At 67.8% G+C, this 14,772-nt stretch carries 14 protein-coding genes; 6 read left to right on the top strand and 8 right to left on the bottom strand.

From position 1 onward, the window contains the following. Nucleotides 1-44 precede the first annotated feature (44 nt). Nucleotides 45-1,901, top strand: coding sequence for a TonB-dependent receptor domain-containing protein (locus tag PNI01S_RS09945; protein ID WP_084358076.1), 1,857 nt, complete (start codon nt 45-47; stop codon nt 1,899-1,901). Between the two features lie 258 nt (nt 1,902-2,159). Here PNI01S_RS09945 and PNI01S_RS09940 read toward each other — a convergent pair whose 3' ends face one another. From PNI01S_RS09940 to PNI01S_RS09925, 4 genes are read right to left on the bottom strand one after another with little or no spacing between them, the layout of a single operon-like run. Beyond that, nucleotides 2,160-2,759, bottom strand: a complete 600-nt coding sequence (locus PNI01S_RS09940; protein ID WP_024764653.1) for an HAD family hydrolase — start codon at nt 2,757-2,759, stop codon at nt 2,160-2,162. Between the two features lie 8 nt (nt 2,760-2,767). Continuing rightward, a complete protein-coding gene (gene tesB, locus PNI01S_RS09935; protein ID WP_037010855.1) occupies nt 2,768-3,637 on the bottom strand; it encodes an acyl-CoA thioesterase II in 870 nt (289 codons plus the stop codon). Nucleotides 3,638-3,650: 13 nt separating this feature from the next. Then, entirely contained in the window at nt 3,651-5,267 is a 1,617-nt protein-coding gene (locus PNI01S_RS09930) for a nitroreductase family protein (protein ID WP_084358075.1), read from the bottom strand. Continuing rightward, complete coding sequence (locus PNI01S_RS09925; RefSeq protein ID WP_084358073.1) at nt 5,264-5,806, bottom strand: GNAT family N-acetyltransferase; 543 nt, start codon at nt 5,804-5,806, stop codon at nt 5,264-5,266. The genes PNI01S_RS09930 and PNI01S_RS09925 overlap by 4 nt, the downstream gene beginning before the upstream one ends. Before the next feature lie 208 nt (nt 5,807-6,014). On the opposite strand from PNI01S_RS09925, the gene PNI01S_RS09920 reads away from it, so the two are divergent. Next, complete coding sequence (locus tag PNI01S_RS09920) at nt 6,015-7,220, top strand: MFS transporter (RefSeq protein ID WP_024764650.1); 1,206 nt, start codon at nt 6,015-6,017, stop codon at nt 7,218-7,220. Between the two features lie 65 nt (nt 7,221-7,285). Continuing rightward, the gene (locus PNI01S_RS09915) at nt 7,286-8,209 is read left to right on the top strand and encodes a histone deacetylase family protein (RefSeq protein WP_084358071.1); all 924 of its coding nucleotides are present in this window, start codon (nt 7,286-7,288) and stop codon (nt 8,207-8,209) included. Here the strand turns inward: PNI01S_RS09915 and PNI01S_RS09910 are convergent. After that, nucleotides 8,194-8,649, bottom strand: a complete 456-nt coding sequence (locus PNI01S_RS09910) for a hypothetical protein (RefSeq protein WP_024764648.1) — start codon at nt 8,647-8,649, stop codon at nt 8,194-8,196. The two genes, PNI01S_RS09915 and PNI01S_RS09910, sit on opposite strands and share 16 nt — an antisense overlap. Nucleotides 8,650-9,029: 380 nt before the next feature. Here PNI01S_RS09910 and PNI01S_RS09905 point away from each other — a divergent pair, with 380 nt between their 5' ends. From PNI01S_RS09905 to PNI01S_RS09895, 3 genes are all read left to right on the top strand, one after another. After that, nucleotides 9,030-10,271 carry a TIGR03862 family flavoprotein gene (locus tag PNI01S_RS09905; protein ID WP_084358069.1) on the top strand — a complete coding sequence of 414 codons (1,242 nt, stop codon included), beginning with the start codon at nt 9,030-9,032 and terminating at the stop codon, nt 10,269-10,271. Nucleotides 10,272-10,331: 60 nt separating this feature from the next. Continuing rightward, complete coding sequence (locus PNI01S_RS09900) at nt 10,332-10,937, top strand: GNAT family N-acetyltransferase (protein WP_084358067.1); 606 nt, start codon at nt 10,332-10,334, stop codon at nt 10,935-10,937. A 94-nt stretch (nt 10,938-11,031) separates the two neighbouring features. Next, a complete protein-coding gene (locus PNI01S_RS09895) occupies nt 11,032-11,400 on the top strand; it encodes a VOC family protein (RefSeq protein ID WP_065086612.1) in 369 nt (122 codons plus the stop codon). A gap of 115 nt (nt 11,401-11,515) precedes the next feature. Here PNI01S_RS09895 and PNI01S_RS09890 read toward each other — a convergent pair whose 3' ends face one another. The 3 genes from PNI01S_RS09890 to PNI01S_RS09880 are packed head-to-tail and all read right to left on the bottom strand — an operon-like array spanning nt 11,516 to nt 14,745. Next, nucleotides 11,516-12,988, bottom strand: a complete 1,473-nt coding sequence (locus PNI01S_RS09890) for an aldehyde dehydrogenase family protein (RefSeq protein WP_084358065.1) — start codon at nt 12,986-12,988, stop codon at nt 11,516-11,518. 25 nt (nt 12,989-13,013) lie between these two features. Continuing rightward, a complete protein-coding gene (locus PNI01S_RS09885; RefSeq protein WP_024764643.1) occupies nt 13,014-13,832 on the bottom strand; it encodes an ABC transporter permease in 819 nt (272 codons plus the stop codon). Between the two features lies 1 nt (nt 13,833). Further along, a complete protein-coding gene (locus PNI01S_RS09880) occupies nt 13,834-14,745 on the bottom strand; it encodes an ABC transporter permease (RefSeq protein ID WP_024764642.1) in 912 nt (303 codons plus the stop codon). Nucleotides 14,746-14,772 lie beyond the last annotated feature (27 nt).

Raw genomic sequence — 14,772 nt, 5'->3', positions numbered from 1 at the left:
CACGCCCTCCTCGAAAGTCATCCGCCCGCTTTTGAGGACGCTCCATGAAACTGACCCGACTCGCCCTGGCCACCAGCCTGCTGCCCGGCCTGGCCTTCGCCGCCGACGACATCTACCGGCTCTCCGACCAGGTGATCACCTCCGCGCGCCAGGCCGAGCCGCGCGCCGAAGCCACCTCGGCCAACAGCGTGTTCACCCGCGCCGACATCGAGCGCCTGCAGGTACGCAGCGTCCCTGACCTGCTCGCCCGTGTGCCCGGCGTGCAGATGGGTAGCTCCGGTGGCGTGGTCTCCTACTCCGTGCGCGGCACCAGCACCGCGCAGACCCTGGTGCTGGTGGACGGCCAGCGCATCGCCTCGGCCAGCAGCGGCATTGCCCGCCTGGACTACCTGAGCATCGACAGCATCGAGCGCGTCGAAGTGACCCGTGGCCCGCGTTCCGCGCTGTACGGCGCCGACGCCATCGGCGGCGTCATCCAGATCTTCACCCGCCGCGGCGAAGCCGGCCTGCACCCGGAAGTGCGCCTGGCCGCCGGCAGCCACGGCACCTTCGAGCGCAGCCTGAGCCTCTCCGGCGGCGACGAGCAGACCCGCTACAATCTCGGCGGCAGCCTGGACGAAAGCCAGGGCTGGGACCGCACCAGCGACAACGTCGGCGCCGACAACGACCACGACGCCCAGCGCAACAAGGCCGTGCACCTGAACCTGGACCATCGCTTCAGCGAGGACTGGAAGGCCGGCCTGAACCTCAACGACCAGCGCGGCAAAAACGAATACGACGACGCCTACAACTTCGAGCCGGGCTCGCCCCGCGACGAATTCCGCGTCAGCAGCTACAGCGCCTACCTCGACGGCCAGATCACCAACATGTGGAACAGCCGCCTGGAGCTGGGCCGCAGCTTCGACCGCAACAAGGCCGTGGGCGCGGCCGACAGCTGGAACAACGGCACGCTGGAAACCACCCGCCACTCGGCGAGCTGGATCAACCGCCTGCAACTGGACGAGGCCAATCAGCTGGCCCTGGGCGCCGACTGGTACGAGGACAAGGTCGACGGCAGCACCGACTTCGCCGAGGACCAGCGCAGCAACCGCGCCTTCTTCGCCCAGCACAGCTTCAAGGGCGACGACTTCGGCACCGAGCTGGGCATCCGCCACGACAACAACCAGGCCTACGGCAGCCAGAACAGCTGGAACGCCGCCTTCAGCCTGCCGGTCGGCAACAACCAGACCTGGATCGCCAGCTACGGCGAAGGCTTCCGCGCACCGACTTTCAGCGACCTCTACTACCCCGGCGCGAGCAACCCGGACCTGAAGGCCGAGACCTCGAAGACCTACGAGCTGCAATGGCGCGGCGACTTTTCCGGCACGCACCTGGAAGCCGCGCTGTACCGCACCGAGGTCGACGACCTGATCGCCTGGGACAGCACCAGCAACCAGCCGGAGAACATCAACAAGGCACGCATCAATGGCTTCGAGGCCAGCGTTGCCCGCGAAGTACTGGGCTGGCAGGCCGCTCTCGGCCTGAGCCTGATCGACCCGCGCGACCGCGACACCGGCCACACCCTGCCCTACCGCGCGCGCCGCACCCTGAGCCTGGACCTGGATCGCCAGTTCGGCGCCTTTGGCGTCGGCAGCAGCTGGCGCGCGGTCAGCCAGCGCTACGACGACGCGGCCAACACCCGCGAACTCTCCGGCTACGGCGTTCTCGACCTGCGCACCAGCTGGCTGGCCAGCAACGAAGTCCGCTTCGACCTGAAGCTGGATAACGCCCTGGACCGCGACTACACCCTGGGCGACTACCTGCGCCCCACCAGCCCGAGTGACTTCATGGGCGAAGCCCGCCCCTACCGCGAACCAGGCCGTACCGCACTGCTGGCGGTGACCTGGACGCCGGAGCTGTAAGAAAAGCGGCCTGGCGGCCCCTCACCCTAACCCTCTCCCGGAGGGAGAGGGAACTGACCTGGCGTCCGGCGAACGCCGTGCCCCCGGGCAACGCCGAACGGCCCCCTCTCCCTTTGGGAGAGGGCTGGGGTGAGGGGAGGAGCCCCAGCACCGATGCCAATCAGGCCACCATAGGAGCGGATTCATCCGCGATGCCCAATCGCGCACGGGCAGACATCCACGGCGGCCCGGTGCAGGAGCCCGCTCGCAAGCAGCGGATTAAACCAGCACCCCCGCCATCCGCCCCAGCTCCGCGCAATCCTGCGCATGCCAGTCGGTCAGCTCGGGCCAGGGATTCTCAGCAAGATTCACCAGCGCACTGTGTGCCCCAGCCGCACGCGCGCAGTCGAGGTCGAAGCGGTAGTCGCCGACCATCAGCATGGTCTGCGGCGCCACGTCCCAGCGCGCGGCCAGACGCAGCAGGCCATCCGGGCTCGGCTTGGGGTCGGCCTCGCCGCGACCGAGAACGTCCTCGGTCAGGAAGCAGTCACCAATACCGATGGCCGCCAGCGTGATCAACGCCAGCTCGTGGGCATTGCGCGTCAGGATGCCCAGGCGGTAACCCGCAGCATGCAGCGCACGCACCAGATCCACCGCGCCCGGCGCCGCTTTGGACGCCACCGCCAGCTCGCGCTCGTGCTCCAGCAGCCAGGCGTGCTTGGCCGCCGCCTCATCTTCCGGCAGCGCGGCCAGGTGGGTGAGGATGTCGTGCTCCTGGGGAATCCCCAGGGCCCGCTTGATCGCCGGGAAGTCGTGCACGGCCAGGGTCAGGGTGCCGTCCATGTCGAACACCCAGTGGCGAATCTCTCCCAGCGGCAGGGCGAGCGTCATGCCCAGTCCTCGCGGCGACGGATCAGGCCTTCCTGGGTCGAGGAAGCGACCAGTTGGCCTTCACGGTTGAAGATACTGCCGCGCACAAAGCCGCGGCCATTGCCGGCCCAGGGGCTGTCGATGGCGTAGAGCAGCCACTCGTCCGCGCGCAGGTCGCGGTGGAACCACACGGAATGGTCGATGGTGGCGACCTGCATGTCCTTCTGCCACACCGAGCGGCCATGGGGCAGCAGCGAGGTGGTGAGGAAGCCGAAGTCCGAGGCGTAGGCGAGGATGTACTTGTGCAGCGCCGGGATGTCCGGCAGCTTGCCGTCGGCGCGCAGCCAGAGGTACTTGATCGGCTCGCCGACCTCCGGGTCGTACGGGTCGTTCTCGGTCACCGGGCGGATTTCGATGGGCTTGGGGTAGAGCAGCTTGTCGCGGATACGCTCGGGGAACTGCGCGGCGCTGCGCTTCTTGAGTTCCTGATCGGTCGGCAGGTTCTCCGGGCCGACCACGTCGGGCATGCTGATCTGGTGCTCGAAGCCTTCCTCGTCGGTCTGGAACGAGGTGCTCAGGGCGAAGATCGGCTGGCCCTTCTGGATCGCGGTGACGCGGCGGGTGCTGAAGGTGCCGCCGTCGCGCACGCGGTCGACCTGGTAGACGACCGGCTTGCTGGCGTCGCCCGGACGCAGGAAGTAGCCGTGCATCGAGTGCACGTGGCGCTCCGGGTCGACGGTCTGGCTGGCCGCCGACAGCGCCTGGCCGAGTACCTGCCCGCCGTAGAGCTGGCGGAACCCGAGGTCCTGGCTCGTGCCGCGGAACAGGTTCTCTTCGATCTGCTCCAGGCTCAGCAGAGCCACCAGGTTGTCCAGGATCTGGGTCATGCGCGTTGTTTCCTCAATTGCGGTCTTGCTGAAGTGGGAGTCGGCGTGGCGACGGATAGGCGGGAAGGCTGGTGAGCCGTTCATCCCAGACCGCGCGGCCAATGGTGAAATGATAGAGGCTGACCGGGCAGTCCGGACCCCCTTCCAGCAGTTGGTGTACTGCCGGATCGAAATAGCAGCCGATGCCGGTGCCCGACAGGCCCGCCGCTTCGGCTTCCAGGTAGAGCAGTTGGCCGATCTGCCCGGCTTCCCAGTACAGGCGCGGATAAGTCCAGGCGCCCTCGGTCAGCGCGGTGTCGAGGTCGGCGAGCATGGCGAAGGCGACGCAACCGTCGCTGGCGATGTCCTGCCCACAGGACAGGAACGCCGACAGCCCGCGTGCATCACCGGACAACAGGCGGTACAGCGGCACACCGCTCTCCTCGACCGGCTGCCACAGGTAGTCCTCGCGCAACCCTCCCGCCTCGCGACCACTGCGGCCCAGCCAGTACAGGCCCGGCTCCAGGCCCTGGACGCGGTGGACGAACAGCAGCAGGTCGACACGCGCCGGCTCGCCGGTGCAGGCGAACGGCACGGGCGAGCGCTCCGGCATCAACCGCTGCAGCCAGGCATACAGCAGTTCGGCGCGAATGCCGCTGCGGCCATCCATGGACTGCGCGCTGCGCCGACGATGCAGGATCGGGCGCAACGGCAGGCCGGGGTTATCCACAGCGGGATCGGCATTCGCGGCGCTCCATTGGTCGGCGGGCAACGCGGGCGCGCGGCACAAATGGTGCACGCGCTCCAGCTCCGGCCAGTGGCGATAGTCGCGGGACAGGCGATTGGGCGTGCCGTCCAGCGGCAACTCGGCAAGGCCCTTGAGCAGGGAGTCGGGCAATGGGAATTCGGCCGGCTGCGCCGGGCCGATCCATAGCAGTGCGTCGGCGAACTCATGCTCGCTGAAGCCTTCACGGTCGAGACCGATCAGCGCATCCAGCCGTGAATCGGCAATACCGCGCAACAGGCGCACCTCCCAACCCTGGATCGCCGCGGCGATGCCCAGGCAGGCCAGCGCGTGGCCCAGGTCATGATTGCAGTAGCGGTAGGCGCGCTCGCCGTACTTCCAGGCCTCGCGCCAGGGAATGCTCGCCAGCGCCAGCAGGAAACCACCCGCCGGCAGCGCATCGTTCAAGGGTTCGGCCAGCGGCGCGGGCAGCTCGGCGCGCACCTCCAGCACGTGTTCGTCGGCGCTGTAGTGCACCAGCAGCGCAGCGTTATCCACAGCGCCGGAGGGCAGCAGCAGATAGGCTTCGGTTGGGTGCAGATTGCCGCTGGACGGATTGACTCGCAGCGCCCAGCGGTTGCCGCCGGCCTCCTTCCACGCCGAGATCGCCAGGCTGTCGTAGAGCAGCTGCGAAACGCTGGCGAGGCTCAGTGGCGCCGGTTGGCCGATGGGGCCGGCGAAGGCGTCGTCATACCCCGGCGACTCTTCCTGCGGCCGGTGCAGCAGTTCGACACAGCGCGCCCCCGCGTAGCGGCGGAAGGCGGCCGGCTGGGTCGCCCAGTCGAGCTGGCCGGGGCCGGGGGCGAAGCGCTCCGGACGATGGCTGCTCAGTTCGTGGTAGGCGCGCACGCCGTCTTCCGGCTTCATGGGCGGCGAATCCGGTACAACACATGGGGGCGCAAGGCGTGGCCTTCCGGCAGGCGCGGGTGCTCGAAGTCGCCGGCTTCATCGCGAATCATCCCCAGGCGCTGCATCAAGCCCTGGGACGGCAGGTTGGCCGGCACGGTGAAGGCCACCACTTCCTCCAGCTGCAACTGCTCGAAGGCGAAATCCAGCGCGGCGCGGGCCGCTTCCAAGGCATAGCCCTGGCGCCAGTAGGCGACGTTGAAGCGCCAGCCGATCTCCACTGCGGGCGTGAAGGCCGCCTCGAAGGACACCCGCGCCAGCCCGAGCACGCCGATGAACGCGCCATCCTCGCGGCGCTCGACTATCCACTGGCCGAAGCCATGCTCGTCGAAATGCTGGAGGATGCGCGCGGCCAGCAGGTCGCTCTCCTCGCGGCTCATGCAGGCGGGGAAGTGGCGCATCACCTGTGCGTCGGCGTTCAACGCGGCGAAGGGCGCAAGGTCCTCGGTGCGCCAGGGCCGCAGCAGCAGGCGCTCGGTAGTCAGGCTCGGGATATCCATGGTCGGCATCACGCGTCGGCAAAGGTGACCATGATACCCGCCCACGGACCTGTAGGCGGCAATCCGTCAGACCAGGCGCAATCGATTCAGCAACGAGCGCCATCATCTGGTATTTTTCTCCAACCTTCGCTGTCGGTCACTGCCTTGACCGTGCTCACGCAGACAGCCGCGCTGCCACGGCGCACCTCAAGAAGACCAAGGAAACCCCATGACGACCTCCACCACCGGACTGCAACGCAGTACGGCCCTGGTGCTTTTCGCCCTTGCCGTCGGCGGCTTCGCCATCGGCACCACCGAATTCGCCACCATGAGCCTGCTGCCCTATTTCGCCCCGGCGCTGGGCATCGATGCCCCCACCGCCGGCCACGTGATCAGCGCCTACGCCCTGGGCGTGGTGGTCGGCGCGCCACTGCTGGCGGTGCTCGGCGCGCGCCTGCCGCGGCGTACCCTGCTGGTGCTGCTGATGGCGCTGTTCGCCGTCGGCAACGGCCTCAGCGCCCTGGCGCCGACCTACCACTGGATGCTGCTGTTCCGCTTCATCAGCGGCCTGCCCCACGGCGCCTACTTCGGCATTGCCGCGCTGGTCGCTGCCTCCGTGGTGCCGCCGCACCGGCGCACGGTGGCAGTCGGGCGGATGTTCCTCGGCCTCACCGTCGCCACCATCATCGGCGTGCCGCTGGCCAACTGGCTGAGCCAGGCCGTGGGCTGGCGCTGGAGCTTCGCCCTGGTCGCGGCACTGGGCGTGCTGACCATGATCTGCGTGCGCCTGCTCGCGCCCTACGCGCCCGCCGAGCCGGACTCCAGCCCGCTGCGCGAGCTGGGCGCGCTCAAGCGCGGCCAGGTCTGGCTGACCCTGGGCATCGGCGCCATCGGCTTCGGCGGCCTGTTCGCGGTGTACACCTACCTGGCCGACATCCTTGGCGCCGTCACCCACGTCTCGCCGAGCATCGTGCCGCTGGTGATGGCGGTGTTCGGCATCGGCATGACCCTGGGCAACCTGTTCATCCCGGTACTCGCCGACCGCGCCGTGATGCCCACCGCCGGTGGCCTGCTGGTGTGGAGTGCGGTGGTGCTGGCGATCTTCCCGTTCACCGCCGGGAACATCTGGACCATCTCCATCTGCGTGTTCTTCGTCGGCTTCGGCGGCGCCCTGGGCACCGTGCTGCAGACCCGCCTGATGGACGTCGCCGAAGACGCCCAGGGCCTGGCCGCGGCGCTGAACCACTCGGCGTTCAACTTCGCCAACGCGCTGGGCCCGTACCTCGGCGGCCTGGCCCTGGCGGCCGGCTACGGCTGGACCTCGCCGGGCTGGGTCGGCAGCCTGCTGGCCATCGGCGGCTTCGTGCTGTGGTCGGTCTCGGTGGTCACCAGCCGAAGCGCGCAACGCAGCACCGCCCTCTCCAACGAAGGCTGATCCAGAAGGGCCGGCGCCATGCCGGCCCTTTCGTCCGTGCACGAGCTCGGCGTACCCTTGTAGCCATGCCGCTGCCCCTGGTCTACCACGACGACTACAGTCCGCCCTTCCCGGACAACCACCGCTTCCCCATGGAGAAGTTCCGCCTGCTGCGCGACCACCTGGTGGACAGCGCCCTGGTGAGCGACGCCGAGCTGCTGCGTCCGGAACTCTGCCCTGTGGATATCCTCGCCCTGGCCCACGACCGCGATTACATCGAGCGCTATTGCAGCGGCGAGATGAGCCGCGAAGAACTGCGCCGCCTCGGCCTGCCCTGGAGCGAAGCGCTGGCCCGGCGCACCGTGCGTGCGGTCGGCGGCTCGCTGCTGACGGCCGAACTGGCGCTCGAACATGGGCTGGCCTGTCATCTGGCCGGCGGCACCCACCACGCGCACCACGACCACGCCTCGGGCTTCTGCATCTTCAACGATCTTGCCGTGATCAGCCTCTACCTGCTGGAAAGCGGCAAGGCCAACCGTGTGCTGATCTTCGACTGCGACGTGCACCAGGGCGATGGCACTGCACGCATCCTGGAGAACGTGCCGGACGCGGTGACCGTGTCATTGCACTGCGAAAAGAATTTCCCCGCGCGCAAGGCGCAGAGCGACTGGGACATTCCCCTGCCGCTGCACCTGGGCGATGCGGACTACCTGAAGGTGGTGGAGGAAGCGCTGGACTACCTGCTGCCGCTGTACCAGCCGGACATCGTGCTCTACGACGCCGGCGTGGACGTGCACAAGGACGATGCCCTGGGCTATCTGCTGCTGACCGATGCGGGATTGGCAGCGCGGGACGAGCATGTCATCCGCCGCTGCCTGGCCAGCGATATTCCGGTGGTCGGCGTGATCGGCGGGGGCTACGACAAGGACCGCCGCGCGCTGGCCCGGCGCCATGGCATCCTGCACCACAGCGCGGCGCGGGTAGCGCGCGAGCTTCAGTTGGCCCGGTAGCGCGAGTTGTTGGTGTCCATGCGCGAGGGCAGGCGCTGCTGCTCCCAACGCGCCAGCTCTTGGGCCGAGAAGCCCAGCAGCGCGCTGGCGCGCAGGCGGCAATCCTCACCGTAGTGCTTCTCGCAGAAGCGCATCACCTGTTCGGGTACATGGTGCTGCAGCAGTTCCTGGGCGCGCAGCGGCCCCGCGAACTGCAGGTAGCGCGGCAACAGACGGCTCCAGTTGGTGAACACGTAGAGGTTGTGCAATGCGACCTGTATCGACAGCAACTCGAGCACACGCTGCTCGAACTTCACCTTCGAACCCTGCAGGTTTTTATTCAGGCGCACCACCATATGGGCCACCGCCTCGTTGAGCAGAGTGCGAATTTCCTCGCTGGGGAGCGCGCGAATAACGATGTCGAGGCCATTCACGCGCACGCGGGTGTCACTGCCCTCCACCCAAAGGTGAGCCTCATGAGAGCGAAGGTAATCACGAACTTTCATCGAGCATCGGACCAAGGTTGCAAGAGGCCCGCATGCTGACGGATTCACAAAAGCGCCAACATCGGCGGAATCTCGATCCGCTGTCAGAATTATCGTAAGCCCTACCCTCTGGGGATCAGGGCGCGCTGTACGATACTGACCACCTCCTTGGAATATGCCGCGGCCAACGTTTTCCACCATGGCTGTGGAACGGCCTGTGGATAACCTGCGGGAAAGCGCTCGACGCCCTCGCCTGCGCAGGCTCCGGGAAAACTGGGCAAAAAATGAGCAACCGGCGCGCAGTGCTGCTGCGCTAGAATTGCGCCTTTTCCCGCACTCTCCGCCTGGCCTTCTGCATGACCGATTCCCGCCCGCTCGCCTCCCGTACCGCCATCGTCATCGGCGGCGGCCCCACTGGCCTGATGGCGGCCGAAGTCCTGGCCGGCGCCGGGGTGAAGGTGGACCTGTTCGACGCCATGCCCTCGGTCGGACGCAAATTCCTGCTGGCCGGCGTCGGCGGTATGAACATCACCCATTCCGAGCCCCGCGAGCCGTTCCTGTCGCGCTACGGAAAGCGTGCGCAAACCCTGGCGCCGCTGATCGACGCCTTCGACAACCAGGCGCTGTGCGCGTGGATCCATGGCCTGGGCATCGAGACCTTCGTCGGCACCTCCGGCCGCGTATTCCCCACCGACATGAAGGCCGCACCACTGCTGCGGGCCTGGCTCAAGCGCCTGCGCGAAGCCGGCGTGGTCATCCACACCCGCCACCGCTGGCTGGGCTGGAACGTCAACGGCGCGCTGCTGATCGAAGGGCCGGAAGGCCAACGCAGCGTGACGGCCGATGCCACCGTACTCGCCCTCGGCGGCGGCAGCTGGCAGCGCCTGGGCTCGGACGGTGCCTGGGTACCGCTGCTGGCCGAGCGCGCTGTGGATATCTCGCCGCTGCGCCCGGCCAACTGCGGTTTCGAGGTGGCTGGCTGGAGCGAATTCTTCCGCGACAAGTTCGCTGGCGCACCGGTCAAGCCGGTGGCCCTCTCGCTGCCCGGCGCCACGCCACGCCAGGGCGAGTTCGTGGTCACCGCCGGCGGCATCGAGGGCAGCCTGGTCTACGCCCTGTCTTCCGCTATCCGCGAGCGCATCGAGCAGTCCGGCAGCGCCACGGTGCACCTGGACCTGCTGCCCAGCCGCAGCCTGGAGCAGGTCGCCAAGGCCGTGGCGCAGCCGCGCGGCTCCAAGTCCATGGCCAACCATCTGCGCGGCCGCCTGGGGCTGGACGGCGTGCGTGCCGGGCTGTTGCGCGAGTTGTCCACAGCCGCCGACTATGCCGCCCCGCAGCGCCTCGCCGCCCTGATCAAGGCGCTGCCGCTGACCATGGTGCGCACCCGCCCGCTGGACGAAGCCATCAGCAGCGCCGGTGGCGTGACCTTTGAGGCGCTGGACGACTGCCTGATGCTCAAGGCGCTGCCGGGCGTGTTCTGTGCCGGCGAAATGCTCGACTGGGAAGCGCCCACCGGCGGCTACCTGCTTACCGCCTGCTTTGCCAGCGGCCGCGCGGCCGGGCTTGGCGCACTGCACTGGCTCGAAGCACAAGGCTGAGCGCTGCACTTTATGGAACCATGGTGCTAGATTCTCGACTCCTACCCAGGAGTCGCCTGCATGCCGCTGACCTTCCGCCGCGCCCGCCCCGATGATGTCGACGCCGCCATCCCGCTGATCTACAGCTCCGGCCCCGACGCCTTCGACTATGCCTTCGCCCGCCCCGGCCGCAATAGCGCGCAGGACTTCCTGCGCTACGCCTTCGTCCAGGGCGGCGGGCAGTTCGGCTGGCGCCAGCACTGGGTCGGCGAACAGGACGGTAAAGTCGTTACCGCCGGCACGGTGTTCGGCGGCGAGGTGACGCTGGGCTACATGCTTGCGGCCACGCGGCAGATTCTCGGCTATTTCGGCCTGGCCGCGCCCGGCGTCATCCGCCGCGGCCTGCAACTGGAAAGGATCATCTGCCCGCCGCCGCGCAGGACGCTGTACCTCGCGCACCTGGGCGTCACGCCGGACCTTCGTGGCGAGGGGCTGGGCAGCCAGCTGATCGAGCACTTCCTGCAGATCGGCCGCAGCAATGGCCTGCCCATGGCGGCGCTGGACGTCTCGGTAGCCAATCCCAAGGCACAGGCGCTCTATGAACGTTTCGGCTTCGAGGTGCAGGTGGAGCGTGTCTCGACGCTGCCGGGCGTCTCCAGCCATCGCTACATGCAGCGCAAGCTCTGAGTTAGACTCGCAGCCAGCCGCCCGCCAGAGGCGGCCCGGCCCATAAAAAACACCGTCGAGAAGCCTGCTCACGCATGAACCAGGAAGGTTGCCCATGAGCACTGCCAGCGTTGAACTGAAAGTCTTCGTCCCCGCCCGCGATTTCGCACTCTCCCAGCAGTTCTACAAGGACCTGGGCTTCAACTCGCCGTGGAGCTCCGAGGAGCTCGCCTACTTCCACCATGGCGACCACTGCGCCTTCCTGCTGCAGAACTACTACGTCAAGGAATTCGCCGAGAATCTGATGCTGCACCTGCTGGTGGAGGACGCCGACGCCTGGTACGCCAAGGTGCGCGACGCCGGCCTCGCCGAGCGCTACGGCGTGCGCCTTGGCGCGCCGGAAGACCAGCCGTGGAAGATGCGCGACTTCACCCTGCACGACCCGAGCGGCGTGCTCTGGCGGATCGGGCACAACCTCGATTGAGTGCCGGATTCACACCATCCCCTCTCCCTGAAGGGAGAGGGGCGAAGCCCGACCGAAACACCCGAATGACCGAGAGTATCCATTCGCGAGCAAGCTCGCTCCAACAGTGATGCCCCTACTTCAGGTACCAGCCCCAGGGCTGGTCGGAGATGTACTCGGTCACCTGCTTCACCTCCAGGTAGTTCTCCAGCCCCCACACGCCCAGCTCGCGGCCGATACCGCTGTGCTTCATGCCGCCCCAGGGCGCCTGGGTGAAGGTGGGTTGCGAGCAGTTGACCCAGACGATCCCCGCACGCAGCCCGTCCGCCACCCGCGCGGCGCGCTGCGGATCGCCGGACATCACCGCGCCGGCCAGGCCGAAGCGGCTGTCGTTGGCCAGGCGCAGGGCCTCGGCCTCGGTCTTGAAGCGCTTCACGCAGAGCACCGGGCCGAAGATTTCCTCGCGCCAGATCAGCGCGTCCTCGGCCGGTTCGTCGAAGATCGCAGGCTCCATGAACCAGCCCTGCTCCAGCCCCGCGGGACGCTTGCCGCCGGTGAGCAGGCGGGCACCGCCGGCGCGGCCCTTGTCGACGAAACCGAGCACCTTCTCGTGCTGCCCCTGGCTGACCAGCGGGCCGAGCAGCACGCCCGGCTGCATGCCGTTGCCGATGCTGATGGCGCGGGTCGCTTCCACCAGACGCTCGATCAGGCGCGGGGCGATGCCCTCCTGCACCAGCAGGCGCGAGGTGGCGCTGCACACCTGGCCCTGGTTCCAGAAGATGCCGAACAGGATCCACTCCACCGCCGCCTCGACATCGCTGTCATCGAAGACGATGAAGGCCGACTTGCCGCCCAGCTCCAGGCTGACGTTCTTGATGTCCTGGGCCGCCGCCGACATGATCCGCGAGCCGGTCGGCACGCTGCCGGTGAAGGCCAGCTTGTCCACGCCCGGGTGCTGGCTCAGCGGCCCGCCGGCCTCCGCGCCCAGCCCCGGCAGCACATTCAGCACGCCGGCCGGCAAGCCGATGGCGTCCGCCGCGGCGGCCAGTTCCAGGGCGCTCAGCGGCGTCAGCTCGGACGGCTTGAGCACACAGGTGGCGCCCGCCGCCAACGCCGGCGCGACCTTCCATGCCGCCATCAGCAGCGGGTAGTTCCAGGGGATGATCTGCCCGGCCACGCCCACCGGTTCCTGGCGGATGCGGCAGCGAAAGCGTTCGTCGGGCAGCGCCAGAATCTGGTCCTGGCGCTCGTCCAGCTCCCGCGCCAGCTCGGCGTAGTAGCGGAAGCAGCCGATGGCGTCGGCCACATCCCACTGCGCCTCGGGCAGCGGCTTGCCGTTGTCGCGCACTTCCAGTTCGGCCAACGAGTCCTGGTTGCGTTCCAGCTCGCCGGCCAGCGCTTCCAGCCATTCGGCGCGCTCGCTGCCGCGGCTCTGCCCCCAGCCACGATTGAACGCTGTACGCGCCGCGCGCACCGCGTGGTCGACGTCTTCCTCGGTAGCCGCCGGCACTTCATGCAGCGGCTGGCCGGTGGCGGGGTCGTAGCTGGTGAAGCGGCCGCCCAGGTCCGGCCTGACCCACTGCCCGTTGATGTAGAGCTGGTCGCGCATCCTCGAGTCTCCTTGAAGTCGGCCCTCAGGCGGCCTGAACGCCGGTGCGGCGGTTCTGCAGGTAGCGGGAGGTGAACAGCAGCGCCAGCGAGGCGCAGATGATCACCGTGGAGATGGCGTTGATCTCCGGCGTGATACCGCGGCGGATCGACGAGAAGATGTAGATCGGCAGCGTGGTTTCCGAGCCGGCGACGAAGAAGGCGATGATGAAGTCGTCGAAGCTGAAGGTGAACGCCAGCAGGAAGCCGGCGAGGATTGCCGGGGCGATCTGCGGCAAGGTCACGCGCCAGAAGGTGTCCAGCGGCGGCGCGTAGAGATCGGCGGAGGCTTCCAGCAGCGACTTGTCCATCGCCTCGACGCGGGTGCGGACGATCACCATCACCAGCGCCATGGTGAACAAAGAGTGCGCTGCCACCACGGTGCCGAAGCCCATGTTGAGTTTCGGCAGGCCGATATCCAGTAGCGCCAGCAGCGGGTTCACCACGTCGAACAGGGTGATGAAGGCAATCAGCGTGGCGATGCCGATGACGATGCCCGGCACGATGATCGCGCAGTAGGTCAGCGCGTCGAACAGCAGGCGCACGCGCTTGCCGACCCGCTGCAGGCCGAACACCGCGAGGGTGCCGAACAGCGTGGCGATCAGCGCCGAGCAGAAGGCGATCAGCGCGCTGTTGCCCAGGGCTTCCATGATGAACGGGTTGCCGAAGGCGCGGCCGAACCACTGCACCGAGCAGCACTGGAAGCTCAGCCCGCTGCGCCCGGCGTTGAAGGCGAAGAGCATGATCAGCGCGATGGGCGCATAGAGGAACAGGTAGACCGAGGTGGAGTAACTGCGCAGCCACATGTCAGAGCACCCCGTCGTTGCGTGAGCCGCCGTAGCGCGCCACGAGTTTCAGGTAGACGCCGATGATCACCAGCATCATCGCCACCAGGGTCATTGCCACCGCGCTGCCGAACGGCCAGTTGCGCGATTGCAGGAACAGGTCGACCAGCGCGTTGCCGACAAAGAACACCTTGCCGCCGCCGAGGATCGCCGGGATCAGGAACTCGCCCATGAGCAGGATGAATACCAGCATCACCCCGGTGATCACCCCCGGCGCGGAGAGCGGCAGGGTCACCCGGCGGAAGGTCTCGAAGGCGCTGGCGCCGAGGTCGCCGGAGGCTTCCAGCAGGCGTTTGTCGAGCTTCTCCAGGGTCACGTAGATGGGGAACACCATCAGCGGCAGGTAGCCGTAGACGATGCCGATCAGCACCGCGTAGGGCGTGTTGATCAGCCGCACGTCGGCAATGCCGAAGCTCTCCAGCAGCGCGGGAATGCCGCGACCGCTGAGGATGAAGATCCAGGCATAGGTGCGGATCAGGAAGCTGGTCCAGAACGGCACGATGACCAGCGTGAGCAGCAGCGACTTGTTGCGTCGCACCTTCACCGCCAGGAAGTAAGCCAGCGGGTAGGCCGCCAGCAGGCAGGCCAGGGTGCCCAGCGGCGCCAGGGTCAGGGTGTTCCAGAAGGCCTGGGCGCGGGAACCGAGGTTCAGGTAGTTCTCCAGCGTCAGCCCGCCGCCATAACCACCCACGGCGCTGCGTTCGCCGAAGCTGAAGACCAGGATGATCACCAGCGGCATCAGCAGCAGTAGCAGGAACCACAGGGTGGACGGCAGGAGCAGCAGGAGCGTGACGCGCCGGCCGAGGCTTTTCGCGCGCGAAACCGCGGGCGTCGCCTGGGTCTGCGGCAACGGGGCGCTGACAGCGATGTTCATGTTCGATTCCCTACGCATGGAGCGGAC

This window comes from Pseudomonas nitroreducens NBRC 12694, from assembly GCF_002091755.1.
GTDB classification, from domain to species: Bacteria; Pseudomonadota; Gammaproteobacteria; order Pseudomonadales; family Pseudomonadaceae; genus Pseudomonas; species Pseudomonas nitroreducens.
This window is presented reverse-complemented; position numbering and strand designations above follow the sequence as displayed.

Excerpts from the sequence above, each read along its gene's own strand:
- PNI01S_RS09945 (WP_084358076.1), top strand. The coding sequence starts at position 45 with ATGAAACTGACCCGACTCGCCCTGGCCACCAGCCTGCTGCCCGGCCTG.
- tesB (WP_037010855.1), bottom strand. The coding sequence starts at position 3,637 with ATGACCCAGATCCTGGACAACCTGGTGGCTCTGCTGAGCCTGGAGCAG.
- PNI01S_RS09930 (WP_084358075.1), bottom strand. The coding sequence starts at position 5,267 with ATGAAGCCGGAAGACGGCGTGCGCGCCTACCACGAACTGAGCAGCCAT.
- PNI01S_RS09925 (WP_084358073.1), bottom strand. The coding sequence starts at position 5,806 with ATGGATATCCCGAGCCTGACTACCGAGCGCCTGCTGCTGCGGCCCTGG.
- PNI01S_RS09920 (WP_024764650.1), top strand. The coding sequence starts at position 6,015 with ATGACGACCTCCACCACCGGACTGCAACGCAGTACGGCCCTGGTGCTT.
- PNI01S_RS09915 (WP_084358071.1), top strand. The coding sequence starts at position 7,286 with ATGCCGCTGCCCCTGGTCTACCACGACGACTACAGTCCGCCCTTCCCG.
- PNI01S_RS09905 (WP_084358069.1), top strand. The coding sequence starts at position 9,030 with ATGACCGATTCCCGCCCGCTCGCCTCCCGTACCGCCATCGTCATCGGC.
- PNI01S_RS09900 (WP_084358067.1), top strand. The coding sequence starts at position 10,332 with ATGCCGCTGACCTTCCGCCGCGCCCGCCCCGATGATGTCGACGCCGCC.
- PNI01S_RS09895 (WP_065086612.1), top strand. The coding sequence starts at position 11,032 with ATGAGCACTGCCAGCGTTGAACTGAAAGTCTTCGTCCCCGCCCGCGAT.
- PNI01S_RS09890 (WP_084358065.1), bottom strand. The coding sequence starts at position 12,988 with ATGCGCGACCAGCTCTACATCAACGGGCAGTGGGTCAGGCCGGACCTG.
- PNI01S_RS09885 (WP_024764643.1), bottom strand. The coding sequence starts at position 13,832 with ATGTGGCTGCGCAGTTACTCCACCTCGGTCTACCTGTTCCTCTATGCG.
- PNI01S_RS09880 (WP_024764642.1), bottom strand. The coding sequence starts at position 14,745 with ATGAACATCGCTGTCAGCGCCCCGTTGCCGCAGACCCAGGCGACGCCC.